We start from the raw sequence: 13428 nt of genomic DNA on the forward strand, positions 1-13428 counted from the left end.
GCGATGCGGCTGCAGGCCGAACGCGTTCCAGATCCGGCGGACCGTGGCGTGCGACAGCCCGGTCTTCGCAGCCATCGACCGGATCGACCAGTGTGTCGCGTCCCGGGGCGTGCTTTCCAGCGTCCTCTTGATGACCTCCGCCACCTGTTCGTCCGAAACCGTGCGTGGACGGCCTTCACGGTATTCATCGGAAAGCCCCTCGAGCCTCTGCTCCGCAAAGCGGCGGCGCCATTTGCCCACCGTGTGCTGGCTGTGGCCGAGTGAGGCGGCGATCTCCTTGTTGGACATCCCTTCGGCGCATCGCAGGACGATGCGGCAGCGGTCCGAAAGTGATCGGGCCGCCCTGTGCCTGCGAAGCTGGGCTTCGAGGAATGAGCGTTCCTCGTCGCTGAGATCAATTGGAACAGCAACACGGCCACCCATCACATCCTCCCGCATCAGGCAGAATAATGATACAAACTTTAGTTCCAGGTGGCTAGGCACTAGGAACAATGCGTCTCACGGAGTGCCGAAGCGCATAGGCCCAGGGCTGGGAGCAGTTGCGAAGCCGTATCCGCGTCCACTGCCTGCCGTCGGCATAGGGACGGGCTCTGGCCGTAAGGGCGTCACTCATGCGCCGACACCTGTCCGCCCGGGACGGACAGAGGCGGCAACGCCCACACCCGACGGGGAGCGTTCGCTATGGGCCAGGCGCCAGGCGCGATGCGTTGGGCCTGCGCCAATGCCGATCCGCCCAGGGCAGGGTGTGGTCGCGAAGCATATCCGTGCCCACGGCCTCCCGTCTGCACAGGGATGGGCTCCAGTCGTGGGGGGGGGCGCCCTTGCGCCGATACCGGTCCGCCCTGGGCGGTCAGAGGCCGTGGGGCGCATCCGTGCCCGCCGGCGAGCGTCCGTTCTGGGCCAGGTACTAGACGCGAGGCGTCTGACGGTGGGCCGGTATCCTTCCGTGCGGGACAGACGGTGGTCGCGGCGTGCATATCTGCCTGAAGGCGCGCGTGCTTCCGGGGCCGGCGACAGCCATGCGTGTGACCGTGAGAGGCTGATAGCGGTTGCGAAGCGCATCCCCGAGCGCTCTCGCCCATCTACCCGGGGCCGGGCAGCCGTCGCGAGGCATCCAGCCGGGCGCATGACTGCACGGGACAGGCAACGGCACTGATCTCGCGGGCGCGTCGGACCGGACAGGGGCCGCGATGCTTGAAACTGCGTGCCGCGCCTTCAGCGCAGGGCGGACACGGATCGCGAAGGGCATCTGTGTCGAGCCGGAGCGGGGTCGTCGGGGTCCGGCGATAGCCGCGACGGGTCTGGCCATGCGCCGAAGCCGTCCGGGCATGCGCCGCGACGCCGACTGTCCCCTCCGCCCGGGGCGGAGGGCGGCGGCGATGTCTCCGCCGGTCCGCCGGCGCCCGGGGAGGCACCGGCGAAGAGGGGCCTACCAGTGGCCGGTATTCTCCATGCTCGCCCAGGGCTCTGCCGCGGGCAGCGCGTCGCCGATCTGCAGCAGCTCGATCGAGACATTGTCGGGCGAGCGCACGAAGGCCATGTGCCCGTCGCGCGGCGGCCGGTTGATGGTCACGCCCGCCGCCTGCAGCCGGGCGCACATGTCGTAGATGTTCTCCACCCCGTAGGCGAGATGGCCGAAATGGCGGCTGTCCGAGGGCAGGCCCTCGTCGCCGTCCCAGTTGTAGGTCAGCTCCACCGGGCATTCCGGCTGGCCCGGAGGCGCCAGGAAGACCAGGGTGAAGCGGCCCTTCTCGCTTTCGGTCCGGCGGGTCTCCTCCAGCCCGAGCAGCTTGTAGAATTCGATCGACTTGTCGAGGTCCTTCACCCGGACCATGGTGTGCAGATATTTGACTTGCATGGGCGTCGTCCCGTTTCGCGGTGTTTGCGCCTAGACAGGTAACGGTCCGCCGGGAAATTGCCACCCCTGCGTCAGGGGAAGAAATCGCCGCCGCGCTGCGCTATAAGGTTGCGACTCCCCGCTTTCCTACTGCATATAGTGCTGGTGCGGTATCGATCCGCCAGATGCTGAAGGGGGCGCCAGATGAAGGACCATGCCGTGACCGATCCGATTTCGGAAGCCATCGCCGAGAGCCGCGCCACCCCGCGCCAGACGCTGCGCGCCACCGTGCCCGCGATGGAGGACCGGCTCTACAAGATCCATCCCGTGCTCGACCACGGCTTCGTGCGCGTCGTCGACTACATGGGCGATGACAGCGCGATCGTGCAGGCCGCGCGGGTCAGCTACGGCGCAGGCACCAAGAAGGCGCGCGACGATGCGGGGCTGATCCGCTACCTGATGCGCCACTGGCACTCGACTCCCTTCGAGATGTGCGAGCTGAAGCTGCACGTCAAGCTGCCGGTCTTCGTCGCCCGCCAGTGGATCCGCCACCGCACCGCCAACGTCAACGAGTACTCCGCCCGCTACTCGATCCTCGACCGGGAATTCTACATCCCCGCGCCGGAGCAGCTGGCCGCGCAGTCGACCAGCAACAACCAGGGCCGCGGCCAGGTGCTGGAGGGCGAGGAGGCGCAGCGCGTGCTGGAGATCCTGCGCCACGATTCGATGCGCGCCTATGACAGCTACGAGGCGATGCTGAGCCAGGACGGCCAGCAGGGGCTGGCGCGCGAGCTGGCGCGGATGAACCTGCCGGCGAATATCTACACCCAGTGGTACTGGAAGGTGGATCTCCACAACCTGTTCCACTTCCTGCGCCTGCGCGCGGATGCCCATGCGCAATACGAGATCCGCGTCTATGCGGACATCATCTGCGAGATGGTCAAGGACTGGGTGCCCGCCGCCTATGCCGCCTTCGAGGATTACCGCCTGAACGCCGCGCAATTCTCGGGCAAGGGGATGGACAGCCTCCGCCGCATGCTCAAGGGCGAGGAGGTGAGCCAGGAAAGCTCTGGCATGAGCGCCGGGGAGTGGCGGGAGTTTCAGGCGCTGATCAGGGACTGACGCGCCTGAAGCGGAAGGCCCGGGGGATCAGGCGTTCTTGAGTTCTGTGGCCGAGGCCCGGCCGTCCCGGCCTTCGCGCAGCTCGTATTCGAGCCGCTGATTGTCGGCGAGGCCGGTCATGCCGGCCCTTTCGACGGCTGAAATATGGACGAAAATGTCCTTGCCGCCGTCGTCGGGGGCGATGAAGCCGTATCCCTTGGTGGTGTTGAACCATTTTACGGTGCCAGTGGGCATCCGGTATCTCCTTGCACTTGTGGGGCCGCGCGGACTGGCCCCGCTGTCGATGACCCGGTGGTCGCGCTTACCGGGCCGGGATGAATTCCCTGAATAAAGGGTTAAGGAACGCCCGAAAAAGGCAAGAATTATTGGATAATCTTTCGCTGCTAAGCAGCAATTGTGAAGGAAAGAGGGAAACATGGTTCTCTACGGTCTGAAGACCTGTGACACATGCCGAAAAGCTAGGCGCGCTCTGTCCGAGGCCGGGCAGGAGCCGGATTTCGTCGATCTGCGCGAGACGCCGCCCGCCCGGGCGCAGCTCGAGACCTGGCTGGAGCGGCTGGGACCGGCGCTGATGAACACCCGCTCGACCACCTGGCGGGGCCTTTCCGAAGACGAACGGGCCGGCGATCCGGTGGATCTGATGCTGGCCCATCCGGCACTGGTCAAGCGCCCGGTGATCGAGGCGGGCGACGCGCTCCATCTCGGCTGGGGCAAGGACGTGCAGGCGGCGCTGCTCTAGCCCGTCAGCGGCGGCGGGCGGATCCGGGCTTCGGTCCGGGATCGTCCGGGCCGATCATCTCGGCCGACACTTCGGGCGGCGCCGGGCAGGCGACGTCCAGCACGGCATCCAGCGTGGACACCGAGAAATGCAGCAGCGGGGCCTCGAGCGCGTCCAGCGCATCGGTCGCGCGGGCAATGTAGTCGAGGAAGGCCGAGCTGTCATGGCGCCTGATCGGCGAGGACTGGTCCTCGTCCTCGTCCTCGTCGGACATGGCAAACCCCTCGTCCCGCCAGGCGTAGGTCACGCAGTCGCGGAACACGATCGAGTAGCGCAGGCAGCCCGGGAGGGTGTCGATCTCCTTCGGGATGCCGATCAGGCTGTCGATCAGCGCGCTGCCGGAGCCGCCGCTGTCGCCGCCTTCCGCGATCTCGGCGGAGTCCACCCAGAGCGTGACCGTGTCGAATTCCGGTCCCGCGGCGAGTCCGCCGAAGCGCAGGAAGCGCTCGGCGGACAGAAGGCCGGTGGCGTCGGTGCCGATCATCACGTCAGCGCAGATCCGGCGCGGTGGCGTCGAGCGCCAGCTCTGCGGCGATCTCCTCCAGCGTCTTCATCGCGGTCTGCTTCTCGCCGAGGCGGCGGACGGTGACCGTGCGCTCCTCGACCTCCTTCATGCCGCAGGCCAGGATCACCGGGACCTTGCCGACGGAATGCTCGCGGACCTTGTAGTTGATCTTCTCGTTGCGGGTGTCGGCCTCGGCACGGATGCCCTTGGCCCGCAGCGCGGCGACGACTTCGTTCACGTAGCCGTCCGCATCCGAGACGATCGAGGCCACGACCACCTGGCGCGGGGCCAGCCAGAAGGGCAGCTTGCCGGCGTGCTCCTCGATCAGGATGCCGATGAAGCGCTCGAAGGAGCCGAGCACCGCGCGGTGCAGCATGATCGGTCGGTGCTTGGCGCCATCCGCGGCGATGAAGTTCGCGTCCAGCCGCTCCGGCAGGTTCGGGTCGACTTGCAGCGTGCCGCATTGCCAGTCCCGGCCGATCGCGTCGCGCAGCACGAATTCCAGCTTCGGACCGTAGAAGGCGCCTTCGCCCTCCTGGAGCTCGAAGTCGTACCCGGCCGCCTTGCAGGCATTGCCCAGCGACTCCTCGGCATGGTCCCAGCTCTCCTCGGTCCCGATCCGCTTCTCGGGGCGGGTGGAGAGCTTGATCGACCAGTCGTGGAAGCCGAGATCGGCATAGATCGCCGCGAGGAACTCGATGAACTTCTTCGTTTCCGCCTCGATCTGCTCTTCGGTGCAGAAGATATGCGCGTCATCCTGGGTGAAGCCGCGGACCCGCATGATCCCGTGCAGGGCGCCCGAGGGCTCGTAGCGGTTGCACGAGCCGAACTCGGCCATGCGCAGCGGCAGGTCGCGGTAGGATTTCAGGCCCTGGTTGAACACCTGCACATGGCAGGGGCAGTTCATCGGCTTCAGCGCGTTGACGGTCTTCTCCCGGGCATGCTCCTCGTCCACTTCGACGATGAACATGTTCTCCTGGTAGTTGTCCCAGTGCCCGGATTTCTCCCACAGCACGCGGTTCACCACCTGGGGGGTGTTGACCTCGACATAGCCGTCGACGCGCTGCTTGCGGCGCATGTAGTCCTGCAGCGTGGTGTAGATGGTCCAGCCGTTCGGGTGCCAGAAGATCTGGCCCGGCGCCTCTTCCTGCATGTGGAACAGGTCCATTTCGCGGCCGAGCTTGCGGTGGTCGCGCTTGGCGGCCTCCTCCAGCATCTGCATATGGGCCTTCAGGTCGTTGCGGTTCCTGAACGCCACGCCGTAGATCCGCTGCAGCATCGGCCGCGTCGAGTCGCCCAGCCAGTAGGCGCCGGCCACATGGGTCAGCTTGAAGGCGTCGGCGGGCAGCTGCCCGGTATTCTGCAGGTGCGGACCGCGGCACAGATCCTGCCAGCCGCCATGCCAGTACATGCGGATCTGCTGGTCCTCGGGGATGCGGTTGACCAGCTCGACCTTGTAGGGCTCGCCGGTCTTCTCGTAATGCGCCAGCGCGTCCGCCCGCGACCACACCTCGGTGCGCACGGGTTCGCGGGCGTTGATGATGTCCTTCATCTTCGCCTCGATGGCGCCCAGATCCTCGGGCGTGAAGGGCTCGGCACGGTCGAAATCGTAGAACCAGCCATGGTCGCGGACCGGGCCGATCGTGACCTTGACGTCGGGCCACAGCTCCTGCACCGCGCGGGCCATGACATGCGCCAGGTCGTGGCGGATCAGCTCCAGCGCCGGGGCGTCGTCCTTGAGGGTGTTGATGGCGATGGCGCCGTCTGCCTCGATCGGCCAGGCCAGATCCCAGTGCGCGCCGTCAAGCTGCGCCGAGATCGCCTTTTTCGCAAGCGAGGGAGAGATGTCCGCAGCGACATCGGCGGCGGTGATGCCGGCCGGAAACTCGCGCGAATTGCCATCGGGGAAGGTGAGGGTGATCTGGGACATCTGAGGTCCTCCTCGTCGGTCTGGCGCCCACGGAACGCCCGGTTGCGGGTATTTGGTCGTGGCCGCCTCCTGCCCGATGCCGCGGCCGGGGTCAACCCGTCGCGGCCCGTCCGCCTGCCTGTCGCGGCGGAGCGCGGAATCCGCGGCATTAAGGATAAATGCAGAACATTCTGCAGGCGCGGCGTTAAGGCGGCTATGGTGAATTGGGCGTATACCACGCCGCGAGCGCGCCCTGACCGGGCCGGATCCCGACCGGACCGGCCCCCGACCGAACCAGCCGAGGTGTTCCATGCCTGTCTTCCTCTCGACCGATGACGGACATGTCCTGCTTGCCCGTTTCGAGGACCGCCGCGCGGTGGAGATGGCGGATTTCGGGCGGCCGCTGACCGGGCTCGCGATCACCTCCTCGGGGGGGCTGCTGGGCGCGACGGAAACCCGCGTCTACCGGCTCGACATTTCCGATCCCGGCGCGGCGCCCCGGACGCTGGCGCTGGTCTCCTCGGGCGGCGGGATCGAGGGGATCGACGTGGACGGCTCCGACCGGCTGCTGATCGGCACGGCCTCGGGCCAGGTCTGGCGGCAGGAGCGCGACGGAAGGCTCAGCGATATCGGCCAGTTCGCCGACGGCATCCAGGGCGGGATCGCGCGGGTCGGCGGCTTCGCCTTCGCGGTCGGGCAGACCGGCATCCTGTCGGTGATGAGCCTGCGCAGCGGCGAAGTGACGGAGCTGCGGCTTCTCGGCATCGGCACGGTCCTGGCGATCTGCGCCGAGGACCGCGAGCTGCGCATCACCGTCTCGGTCAATGGCGGGCAGCCGCAATTCCTGCTCTACAATGCCGATACCGGCCAGCTCGGCGCGGCCAGCGGGCTGCTCGGGCTCTATGACCGGATCACCGGCGCGGCCAGCGGCGACCTGGCCACCCCGGGCTACGAGGGCGACTCGACCGACGACACCTTCATCGGCACCGCCTATGACGACGTGATGGAGTGCCGCGAGGGCGACGACCGGGCCTTCGCGCGCGACGGCAACGACGTCCTGCATGGCGGCGGCGGCGACGACCTGCTGATGGGGGAGGCCGGCGACGACACGCTGGACGGCGGTGAGGGGGACGACGCCTTCTACGGCGGCGAAGGCTCGGACTGGGCCGTCCTGCAGGCCGCGGCGCTCAGGGTCGACCTGACCATCGACCGCGGCCAGGTGACCGGGCAGGGGATCGACTTCTTCGAGTCGGTGGAGAACCTGCGCGGCTGGAGCGGCAACGACCATTTCACCGGCGACCATGTCGCCAACATCTTCGAGGGTCTGGGCGGCGACGACACGCTCCTGGGGCGCGGCGGCGACGACACGCTGCGCGGCGGGACGGGGGACGACTACCTGCGCGGCGGCGACGGCGACGACGTGCTCGACGGCGGCGACGGGTTTGACATGGTCTCCTATGCCGGCGAGACGGCGGTCACGGTCAGCCTCGCCCGCGTGCACGCGCAGGAGACCGGCCGCGGCGCCGACGTGCTGCGCAATATCGAGGGGATCAGCGGCTCCAGCGGCAATGACCGGCTGACCGGCGACGACGGCGCCAACCGGCTGGAGGGCAATGCCGGCTTCGATAGGCTTTCGGGCGGCGGCGGCAACGACTCGCTCTACGGGCTGCGCGGCTTCGACTGGCTCGAGGGCGGGGCGGGCTCGGACTATCTCGACGGCGGCAATGGCGACGACACGCTCGACGGCGGCACCGGCGCGGGCAGCGACACCTGCTGGGGCGGCTACGGGGCGGATGTCTTCGTCTTCACCGTCTCGGGCGCGGGCGGCGCGCGCTCCGGGCGCTGCGTGATCCTCGATTTCGACGCGGCAGAAGGCGACCGGATCGACCTGGTCGGAGAGACCGCGGCCGGGTTCGACAGCTGGCAGATCGACCGGGTCGCGGGCGGCTCGATGGTCACCTTCTCGAACGGCACGGAGCTGGTCCTGACCGGCATCGCCCCCTCTGAGGTCGAGGCCGGCTGGTTCCAGTAGCGTTCCCGGGCGCCCCCCGAGGACGTGCAGGCAAAGCGGGGCCTGACGCGCGTTATCCCGGTCCCGGCCGCGTTCCCGGAGCCAGGCCGGTTCGGGACGACGGGAGAGCCGTGCTGTCAAAAGTGGCGCGCCGGTCGTTCTGCGGTCCTGCGGACCTTGCGCTGGCCGCCATCGAGCCCTTCCTCGAAGCCGAAGCCGAAGCCGAAGCCGAAGCCGAAGCCGAAGCCGAAGCCGAAGCCGAAGCCGAAGCCGAAGCCGAAGCCGAAGCCGGAGCCGGAGCCCGTGGCCAACTGGGTCCAATGGTGGCGCCAAACGGGACAAGACGCCCGGCCAGCCCGGGCCGCATTTGCGCGGGGACGAGACCGCTCGGCGTCTGCTTCTCTTGAACATGGCCCGTTGCGAGCGTGAGCATCGACCGGATGTGGCCAGGCTCTCGACCGCCGGGCGTCCGGAGGGCAGGTCCCGCACGCGGCGGCACTATGGTACTGGACCGGTGGCGGTGACGTGCCGACTTTGCCCCATAGGCGATGTGCCACGGCCGTGTCTTTGGCCTCTGCGCGCAAAGACTGTCTGGAATTCCGCGTCGACGGATATGGCGTCGAGGGACTTCGGGACGTCTCCGACCGTCGGGAACAGTGCCGTGATGGCGCCCGGACAGTTCAGGGACCGGGCTGCGGCTTTCGAAGCGGTGCCAGCCACGTACGGGGCTGGACGGGAAAGTCCAGTCTCCGCGTGGCTCACCGGCGTTAGCAGGGCGCAGCTGGCGGAACAGGGGCACCCTTGCCGAAGCGGCGAGCACAGGCTCCTTGTGCCGCGCGGCTGCCCAGGGAGCCGACCCCGCCCGCATGGCGCGATCAATGCAGTGCGGTTCGCATTCGCCGCGATGCCGTCCGGTCTGTCGGGCGTGCTTGCCGAATTTGCCGAACATCGCTGCCCGTCCGGGCCGTGCGCGCCGGTCGGCTGGCAAGGCGCGAAGAGGACGGCGAACTGTACCGGTCCCCGCACGATCGGCATCAGTTCGGCTCCTGTCGCCAGCTTGGCCGAGATGCGGCCCCGCTCGCGTTGCCGTGGGGGCGCAGGCTGCCGGCGGGGCCAGCGGCCTTCCACGGGACATGCCGGAGCGGGCACCGGCGATGGATTTGCGGACTCGGCTCCCATGGGGCGCGTTCGGGCCCGGGCGGGACGCTCCGGTGCGCAGAGGGCGCAGCCTCCTGCCTCGAGATCTCTGGCTACTGCCTTGCGCAGGATCGGTCGTGGAGCCGGTGGCTGTCCCGTTCTCGCGACCAGTGCAGCCGAGTGCGACGGGTTTTCTCCAAGCAGACCATCCTGGCGCAGGCAGTGGGCCGGGCTGGGATTGTTCGCGGTTCAGCGCGCCGGGACATGCAGCTCGGCGTGCCGCTTTCCGGCATCCGGGCGCCCGGCATCGGGCCGCCTGCTAGGCGGCGATGGCCTTGGCCTCGGCGAGGATCTCGGCCAGCACCGAGACCGCCAGCGTGCCGGCGTCCCGGGCCGAGGGGATCAGGCCGACCGGACCGTGGAGCCGCGCCCGGTCGGCCTCGCTTACCCCCATCGCCTCGAGCTGCAGCATCCGCGCGTCGCGCGCCCGCTGGGACCCTTGCGAGCCGATGTAGAAGGCCGGGCTGGCCAGCAGGTCGCGCAGGATATCGGGCTCCCAGTCATGGTCGTGGAAGAACAGCACCGCCGCGGTCCAGGGATCGGCCGCCACGCCCTCGGGCACGGCCTTCCGCAGCAGCTGCTCGGTCGGGCAGCCCGCGCCGCGGCCCAGATCCAGCGTCTCGGGATCGGGCGAAAGCAGCAGGTTCGGATAGCCCGCCGACTGCACCAGCGCGGCGAAGGTGCAGGCCTCGGGGCCCTTGCCGAAGACCAGGAATTTCAGCGGCGGGTCGTAGCGCACGCAGAATGCCGCCCCGTCCCAGCCGGTCGCGCCCTCGTCGGCCAGCGCCATCGCGCCCGTCTCGCGGTCGATCCGCAGCACGCAGGGCACCCGCGCGCTGCGACGTGCCGAGACGCGGTGCATCAGCTCGCGCGGCGGGCGGGGCACCAGCAGGATGTCGAGCCCGCCGCCGCAGGGCAGTTGGATGTCGATGAAGGGCGAGCCGCGGCCATAGCGGATCGAGACCGGCCGGCCGCTCTCCAGCACCTCCATCGCGTGGATCATGATGTCGGATTCGATGCAGCCCGAGGACAGCGTCCCCGCGCGCTCGCCCGTGCCGAACAGTGCCATCGCCGCGCCGACCGGGCGGTAGGAGGGGCCCTCCACGCCGGTGATGACGGCAAGCACCGCCTCCTCGCTGCCGCTGGCCAGGGCCTCGATCGGGTCGCGGGCCAGGACGGAGGTCGGGTTGAGAAAGTTCATAGCCGGCCCTTCCATGCTGCTATGGTCCTATGTCGGTCCGCGCGCGCCGGATGGCAAGGTCCTTGCGTGGACAGAGGCCGGGCGGAACGGTACCACGGAAGAGGACCGCTGGCGGGGAGGACGAAAGTGGCAGGGATACCGGGCTCGATCGACGGGACGCAGGCGATGCTCGCGGCGCAGGACTATGTCTGCGGCCGCGCGCTGGGAACGGTGGCCTTCCTGGGCCTGACGCTGGGCAAGCCGCTCTTTCTCGAGGGCGAGGCCGGAACCGGCAAGACCGAGATCGCCAAGGCGCTGGCCGCCGGGCTCGGCCGTAGCCTGATCCGGCTGCAATGCTACGAGGGGCTCGACAGCGCCTCGGCGATCTACGAATGGAATTTCGCCGCCCAGATGATCGCCATCCGCACCGCCGAGGCGGCAGGCCAGGCGGACCGCAAGGCGCTTCAGGCAGAGCTCTTCTCCGAGGAGTTCCTGGTGCGGCGTCCGCTCCTGCAGGCGATGTCGCCCGATCCGGCGGGGGCGCCGGTGCTCCTGATCGACGAGGTCGACCGCACCGACGAGCCCTTCGAGGCGTTCCTGCTGGAGGCGCTCAGCGATTTCCAGGTGACGGTGCCCGAGCTCGGCACGATCCGCGCGCCCGAGCCGCCGATCGTCGTCCTGACCTCGAACCGCACCCGCGAGGTGCATGACGCGCTGAAGCGGCGCTGCCTCTACCACTGGGTCGACTATCCGGACTTCGCGCGCGAGATGGAGATCCTGCAGGCGCGCATTCCCGGCGTCTCGGCGCAGCTCTCCGCCGAGGTGGTGGCCTTCGTGCAGGGGCTGCGCGACGAGGACCTCTTCAAGTCGCCGGGCGTCGCCGAGACCATCGACTGGGCGCGCTGCCTGATCGCGCTCGACACCGTGGCGCTGACGCCAGAGCTGATCTCGGAAACGCTGGGCGCGGTGCTGAAATACCAGGACGACATCGCCCGCATCGCCGGGTCCGAGGCCGCGCGCATCCTCGAGGAGGCGAAGGCCAGGCTCAGGGAAATGGCGTGAGCGCGCTGCCCGAGATACCGGGGCGGCTGCCCGACAACATCGTCCATTTCACCCGCGCGCTGCGCAAGGCCGGGGTGAAGATCGGCACCGCCCAGGTGGAGGATGCGGTGCGCGCCGTGGCGGTGGCGGGCTTCACCTCGAAGCGGGACTTCTACCACGTGCTGCGCGCCTGCCTGATCACCCGGGCCGAGCATCTGGAGCTCTACGACCAGGTCTTCGCGATGTTCTGGCGCGACCCGGAATTCCTCGAGAACATGATCCACATGCTCTCGCCCGCGATCCGCAGGGACGAGGAGAAACCGAAGCCGAAAAGCGCGGAGCGCCGCGCGGCCGAGGCGCTGACCGACGCGCCCGAGCCGAAGCGGCAGCCGCAGGAGCGCGAGGAGCTGCAGATCGAGGCCTCGCTCAGCTGGTCGGCGAACGAGCGGCTGCGCGCCATGGATTTCGAGCAGATGAGCCTGGCCGAGACCCGCGAGGCCCAGGCCGCGATCCGCCGCCTGCGCCTGCCGGTGGCGCCGCTGAAGACCCGCCGGCTGGTGCCGAAGGTGCACGGGCCGCGCCCCGACCTGCGGGCGACCCTGCGCCGCTCGATGCGCCGCGGCGGCGAGGTCGACCGGCTGATGCGCCGCGGCCCGCGGGAGCGGCCGCCCGCGCTGGTGGCGCTCTGCGACATCTCCGGCTCGATGGCGGTCTATTCGCGGATCATGATGCATTTCCTGCACGGGCTGATGCATGCGCCCGAGGGCAACTGGGGTCCGGTCCATGCCTTCACCTTCGGCACGCGGCTGACCAACGTGACCCGCGCGCTGGCGCGGCGCGACCCGGATGCGGCGCTGGCCCGCGCGGGCGCCGAGGCGCAGGACTGGCAGGGCGGCACGCGGATCGGCGCGGCGCTCCACCGCTTCAACCGCGACTGGTCGCGCCGGGTGCTGGGGCAGGGGGCGGTGGTGCTGCTGATCACCGACGGGCTGGAGCGCGAGGACCCCGACGGGCTGGCGGCCGAGGCGGAGCGGCTGCGCAAGTCCTGCCGCCGGATCATCTGGCTCAATCCATTGCTCAGGTTCGACGGGTTCGAGCCGAAGGCCGGCGGCATCAGGGCGCTCCTGCCGCAGGTCGACAGCTTCCACGCTTGCCACAATCTCGACAGCCTCGCGCAGCTTGCCGAGAGCCTGCGCCGCCCGGTCAGCTGAGCCAGCCCGAAACGACGGCCTGCCAGCGCTCAAAAAGCGACAGGCAGCGGGTCATCGCCTCTGCCGCGGGGCCCCAGAGCGCGCTGGTGCCTTCGAAGACCGTGACGGCGGGCACCCAGATCACCGCATAGAGCATCGCCGCATAGGCCAGAACTGCCCCCGTCACGAGGAGCGGCGCGCCGACCATCGCCCAGGGGGGGTAGGCAGCCCGGCCGACCGCGTCTTCCAATGCCCGCGCGGCCAGCGGCACGGGCTGAAGCAGCGTGCTCAGCAGCGCATGGCCCAGATGCAGCCCGGTCGGCAGCACGGTGGAGAAGACCATCGCCGGCACCCACCAGTCGCGCCCGGTCTCGCCCGCCCGGAAGGCCTGCGCCATCTCGGTGAAATCGAAGAAGGCGACGCCGGAGAGCCGGTTCATCAGCTCGACGCAGAGGATCAGCGCGCAGCCGAGCCCGAGGAAGATGACCGCAGCGGCGAGGGCCAGAGGCTGCGTCCAGAGCATCCGCGCGCGCGAGACCGAAGAGGCCCAGCTTGACGCCATAGGACAGGAAATCGAAGACGCCGTTCAGCGGGGGAAAAGAGGGGAACGGACCATGGTCATCCACGACGATGCGAGGCGACCTAGTTGCGCCAATCT

13 protein-coding genes are annotated in these 13428 nt (G+C 69.0%); 5 read left to right on the plus strand and 8 right to left on the minus strand.

All coding sequences use genetic code 11. From position 1 onward, the window contains the following. Together FGX59_RS17225 and FGX59_RS17230 are read right to left on the minus strand one after the other, a co-directional pair. The coding region (locus FGX59_RS17225) for a helix-turn-helix domain-containing protein (RefSeq protein WP_138468382.1) at window positions 1-423 on the minus strand (423 nt) is incomplete at its 3' end. Between the two features lie 1006 nt (window positions 424-1429). Beyond that, window positions 1430-1858: a VOC family protein gene (locus tag FGX59_RS17230; protein ID WP_138468383.1), complete on the minus strand. Its 429-nt coding sequence runs from the start codon at window positions 1856-1858 to the stop codon at window positions 1430-1432. Between the two features lie 183 nt (window positions 1859-2041). On the opposite strand from FGX59_RS17230, the gene thyX reads away from it, so the two are divergent. Beyond that, complete coding sequence (thyX, locus tag FGX59_RS17235) at window positions 2042-2959, plus strand: FAD-dependent thymidylate synthase (protein WP_138468384.1); 918 nt, start codon at window positions 2042-2044, stop codon at window positions 2957-2959. A gap of 27 nt (window positions 2960-2986) precedes the next feature. Here thyX and FGX59_RS17240 read toward each other — a convergent pair whose 3' ends face one another. Continuing rightward, on the minus strand, window positions 2987-3193 hold the full coding sequence (locus FGX59_RS17240; protein ID WP_108258023.1) for a cold-shock protein: 207 nt from the start codon (window positions 3191-3193) through the stop codon (window positions 2987-2989). A gap of 181 nt (window positions 3194-3374) precedes the next feature. On the opposite strand from FGX59_RS17240, the gene FGX59_RS17245 reads away from it, so the two are divergent. Further along, window positions 3375-3698: an arsenate reductase family protein gene (locus FGX59_RS17245; protein WP_138468385.1), complete on the plus strand. Its 324-nt coding sequence runs from the start codon at window positions 3375-3377 to the stop codon at window positions 3696-3698. Window positions 3699-3702: 4 nt separating this feature from the next. Here FGX59_RS17245 and FGX59_RS17250 read toward each other — a convergent pair whose 3' ends face one another. Beyond that, entirely contained in the window at window positions 3703-4221 is a 519-nt protein-coding gene (locus FGX59_RS17250; protein ID WP_138468386.1) for a hypothetical protein, read from the minus strand. Between the two features lie 4 nt (window positions 4222-4225). Next, window positions 4226-6172, minus strand: coding sequence for a threonine--tRNA ligase (gene thrS / locus FGX59_RS17255; RefSeq protein WP_138468387.1), 1947 nt, complete (start codon window positions 6170-6172; stop codon window positions 4226-4228). 289 nt (window positions 6173-6461) lie between these two features. Here thrS and FGX59_RS17260 point away from each other — a divergent pair, with 289 nt between their 5' ends. Beyond that, window positions 6462-8183, plus strand: coding sequence for a calcium-binding protein (locus FGX59_RS17260; protein WP_138468388.1), 1722 nt, complete (start codon window positions 6462-6464; stop codon window positions 8181-8183). A gap of 116 nt (window positions 8184-8299) precedes the next feature. On the opposite strand, the gene FGX59_RS37600 is transcribed toward FGX59_RS17260, so the two are convergent. Together FGX59_RS37600 and FGX59_RS17265 are read right to left on the minus strand one after the other, a co-directional pair. Then, window positions 8300-8473 carry a hypothetical protein gene (locus FGX59_RS37600; protein ID WP_171060686.1) on the minus strand — a complete coding sequence of 58 codons (174 nt, stop codon included), beginning with the start codon at window positions 8471-8473 and terminating at the stop codon, window positions 8300-8302. Window positions 8474-9618: 1145 nt separating this feature from the next. Beyond that, window positions 9619-10560, minus strand: coding sequence for an XdhC family protein (locus tag FGX59_RS17265; RefSeq protein WP_171060687.1), 942 nt, complete (start codon window positions 10558-10560; stop codon window positions 9619-9621). A 165-nt stretch (window positions 10561-10725) separates the two neighbouring features. Between FGX59_RS17265 and FGX59_RS17270 the strand changes: the two genes are divergently transcribed. Both FGX59_RS17270 and FGX59_RS17275 read left to right on the plus strand, forming a co-directional pair. Further along, the gene (locus tag FGX59_RS17270; RefSeq protein ID WP_171060694.1) at window positions 10726-11601 is read left to right on the plus strand and encodes a MoxR family ATPase; all 876 of its coding nucleotides are present in this window, start codon (window positions 10726-10728) and stop codon (window positions 11599-11601) included. Next, a complete protein-coding gene (locus FGX59_RS17275; RefSeq protein ID WP_138468391.1) occupies window positions 11598-12791 on the plus strand; it encodes a VWA domain-containing protein in 1194 nt (397 codons plus the stop codon). The genes FGX59_RS17270 and FGX59_RS17275 overlap by 4 nt, the downstream gene beginning before the upstream one ends. On the opposite strand, the gene FGX59_RS17280 is transcribed toward FGX59_RS17275, so the two are convergent. Next, window positions 12784-13332: a hypothetical protein gene (locus tag FGX59_RS17280; protein ID WP_138468392.1), complete on the minus strand. Its 549-nt coding sequence runs from the start codon at window positions 13330-13332 to the stop codon at window positions 12784-12786. The genes FGX59_RS17275 and FGX59_RS17280 overlap by 8 nt on opposite strands. Window positions 13333-13428 lie beyond the last annotated feature (96 nt).

This window comes from Poseidonocella sp. HB161398 (assembly GCF_005870025.1).
Lineage (GTDB): Bacteria > Pseudomonadota > Alphaproteobacteria > Rhodobacterales > Rhodobacteraceae > Mangrovicoccus.

Excerpts from the sequence above, each read along its gene's own strand:
- FGX59_RS17230 (WP_138468383.1), bottom strand. The coding sequence starts at position 1,858 with ATGCAAGTCAAATATCTGCACACCATGGTCCGGGTGAAGGACCTCGAC.
- thyX (WP_138468384.1), top strand. The coding sequence starts at position 2,042 with ATGAAGGACCATGCCGTGACCGATCCGATTTCGGAAGCCATCGCCGAG.
- FGX59_RS17240 (WP_108258023.1), bottom strand. The coding sequence starts at position 3,193 with ATGCCCACTGGCACCGTAAAATGGTTCAACACCACCAAGGGATACGGC.
- FGX59_RS17245 (WP_138468385.1), top strand. The coding sequence starts at position 3,375 with ATGGTTCTCTACGGTCTGAAGACCTGTGACACATGCCGAAAAGCTAGG.
- FGX59_RS17250 (WP_138468386.1), bottom strand. The coding sequence starts at position 4,221 with ATGATCGGCACCGACGCCACCGGCCTTCTGTCCGCCGAGCGCTTCCTG.
- thrS (WP_138468387.1), bottom strand. The coding sequence starts at position 6,172 with ATGTCCCAGATCACCCTCACCTTCCCCGATGGCAATTCGCGCGAGTTT.
- FGX59_RS17260 (WP_138468388.1), top strand. The coding sequence starts at position 6,462 with ATGCCTGTCTTCCTCTCGACCGATGACGGACATGTCCTGCTTGCCCGT.
- FGX59_RS17265 (WP_171060687.1), bottom strand. The coding sequence starts at position 10,560 with ATGAACTTTCTCAACCCGACCTCCGTCCTGGCCCGCGACCCGATCGAG.
- FGX59_RS17270 (WP_171060694.1), top strand. The coding sequence starts at position 10,726 with ATGCTCGCGGCGCAGGACTATGTCTGCGGCCGCGCGCTGGGAACGGTG.
- FGX59_RS17280 (WP_138468392.1), bottom strand. The coding sequence starts at position 13,332 with ATGGCGTCAAGCTGGGCCTCTTCGGTCTCGCGCGCGCGGATGCTCTGG.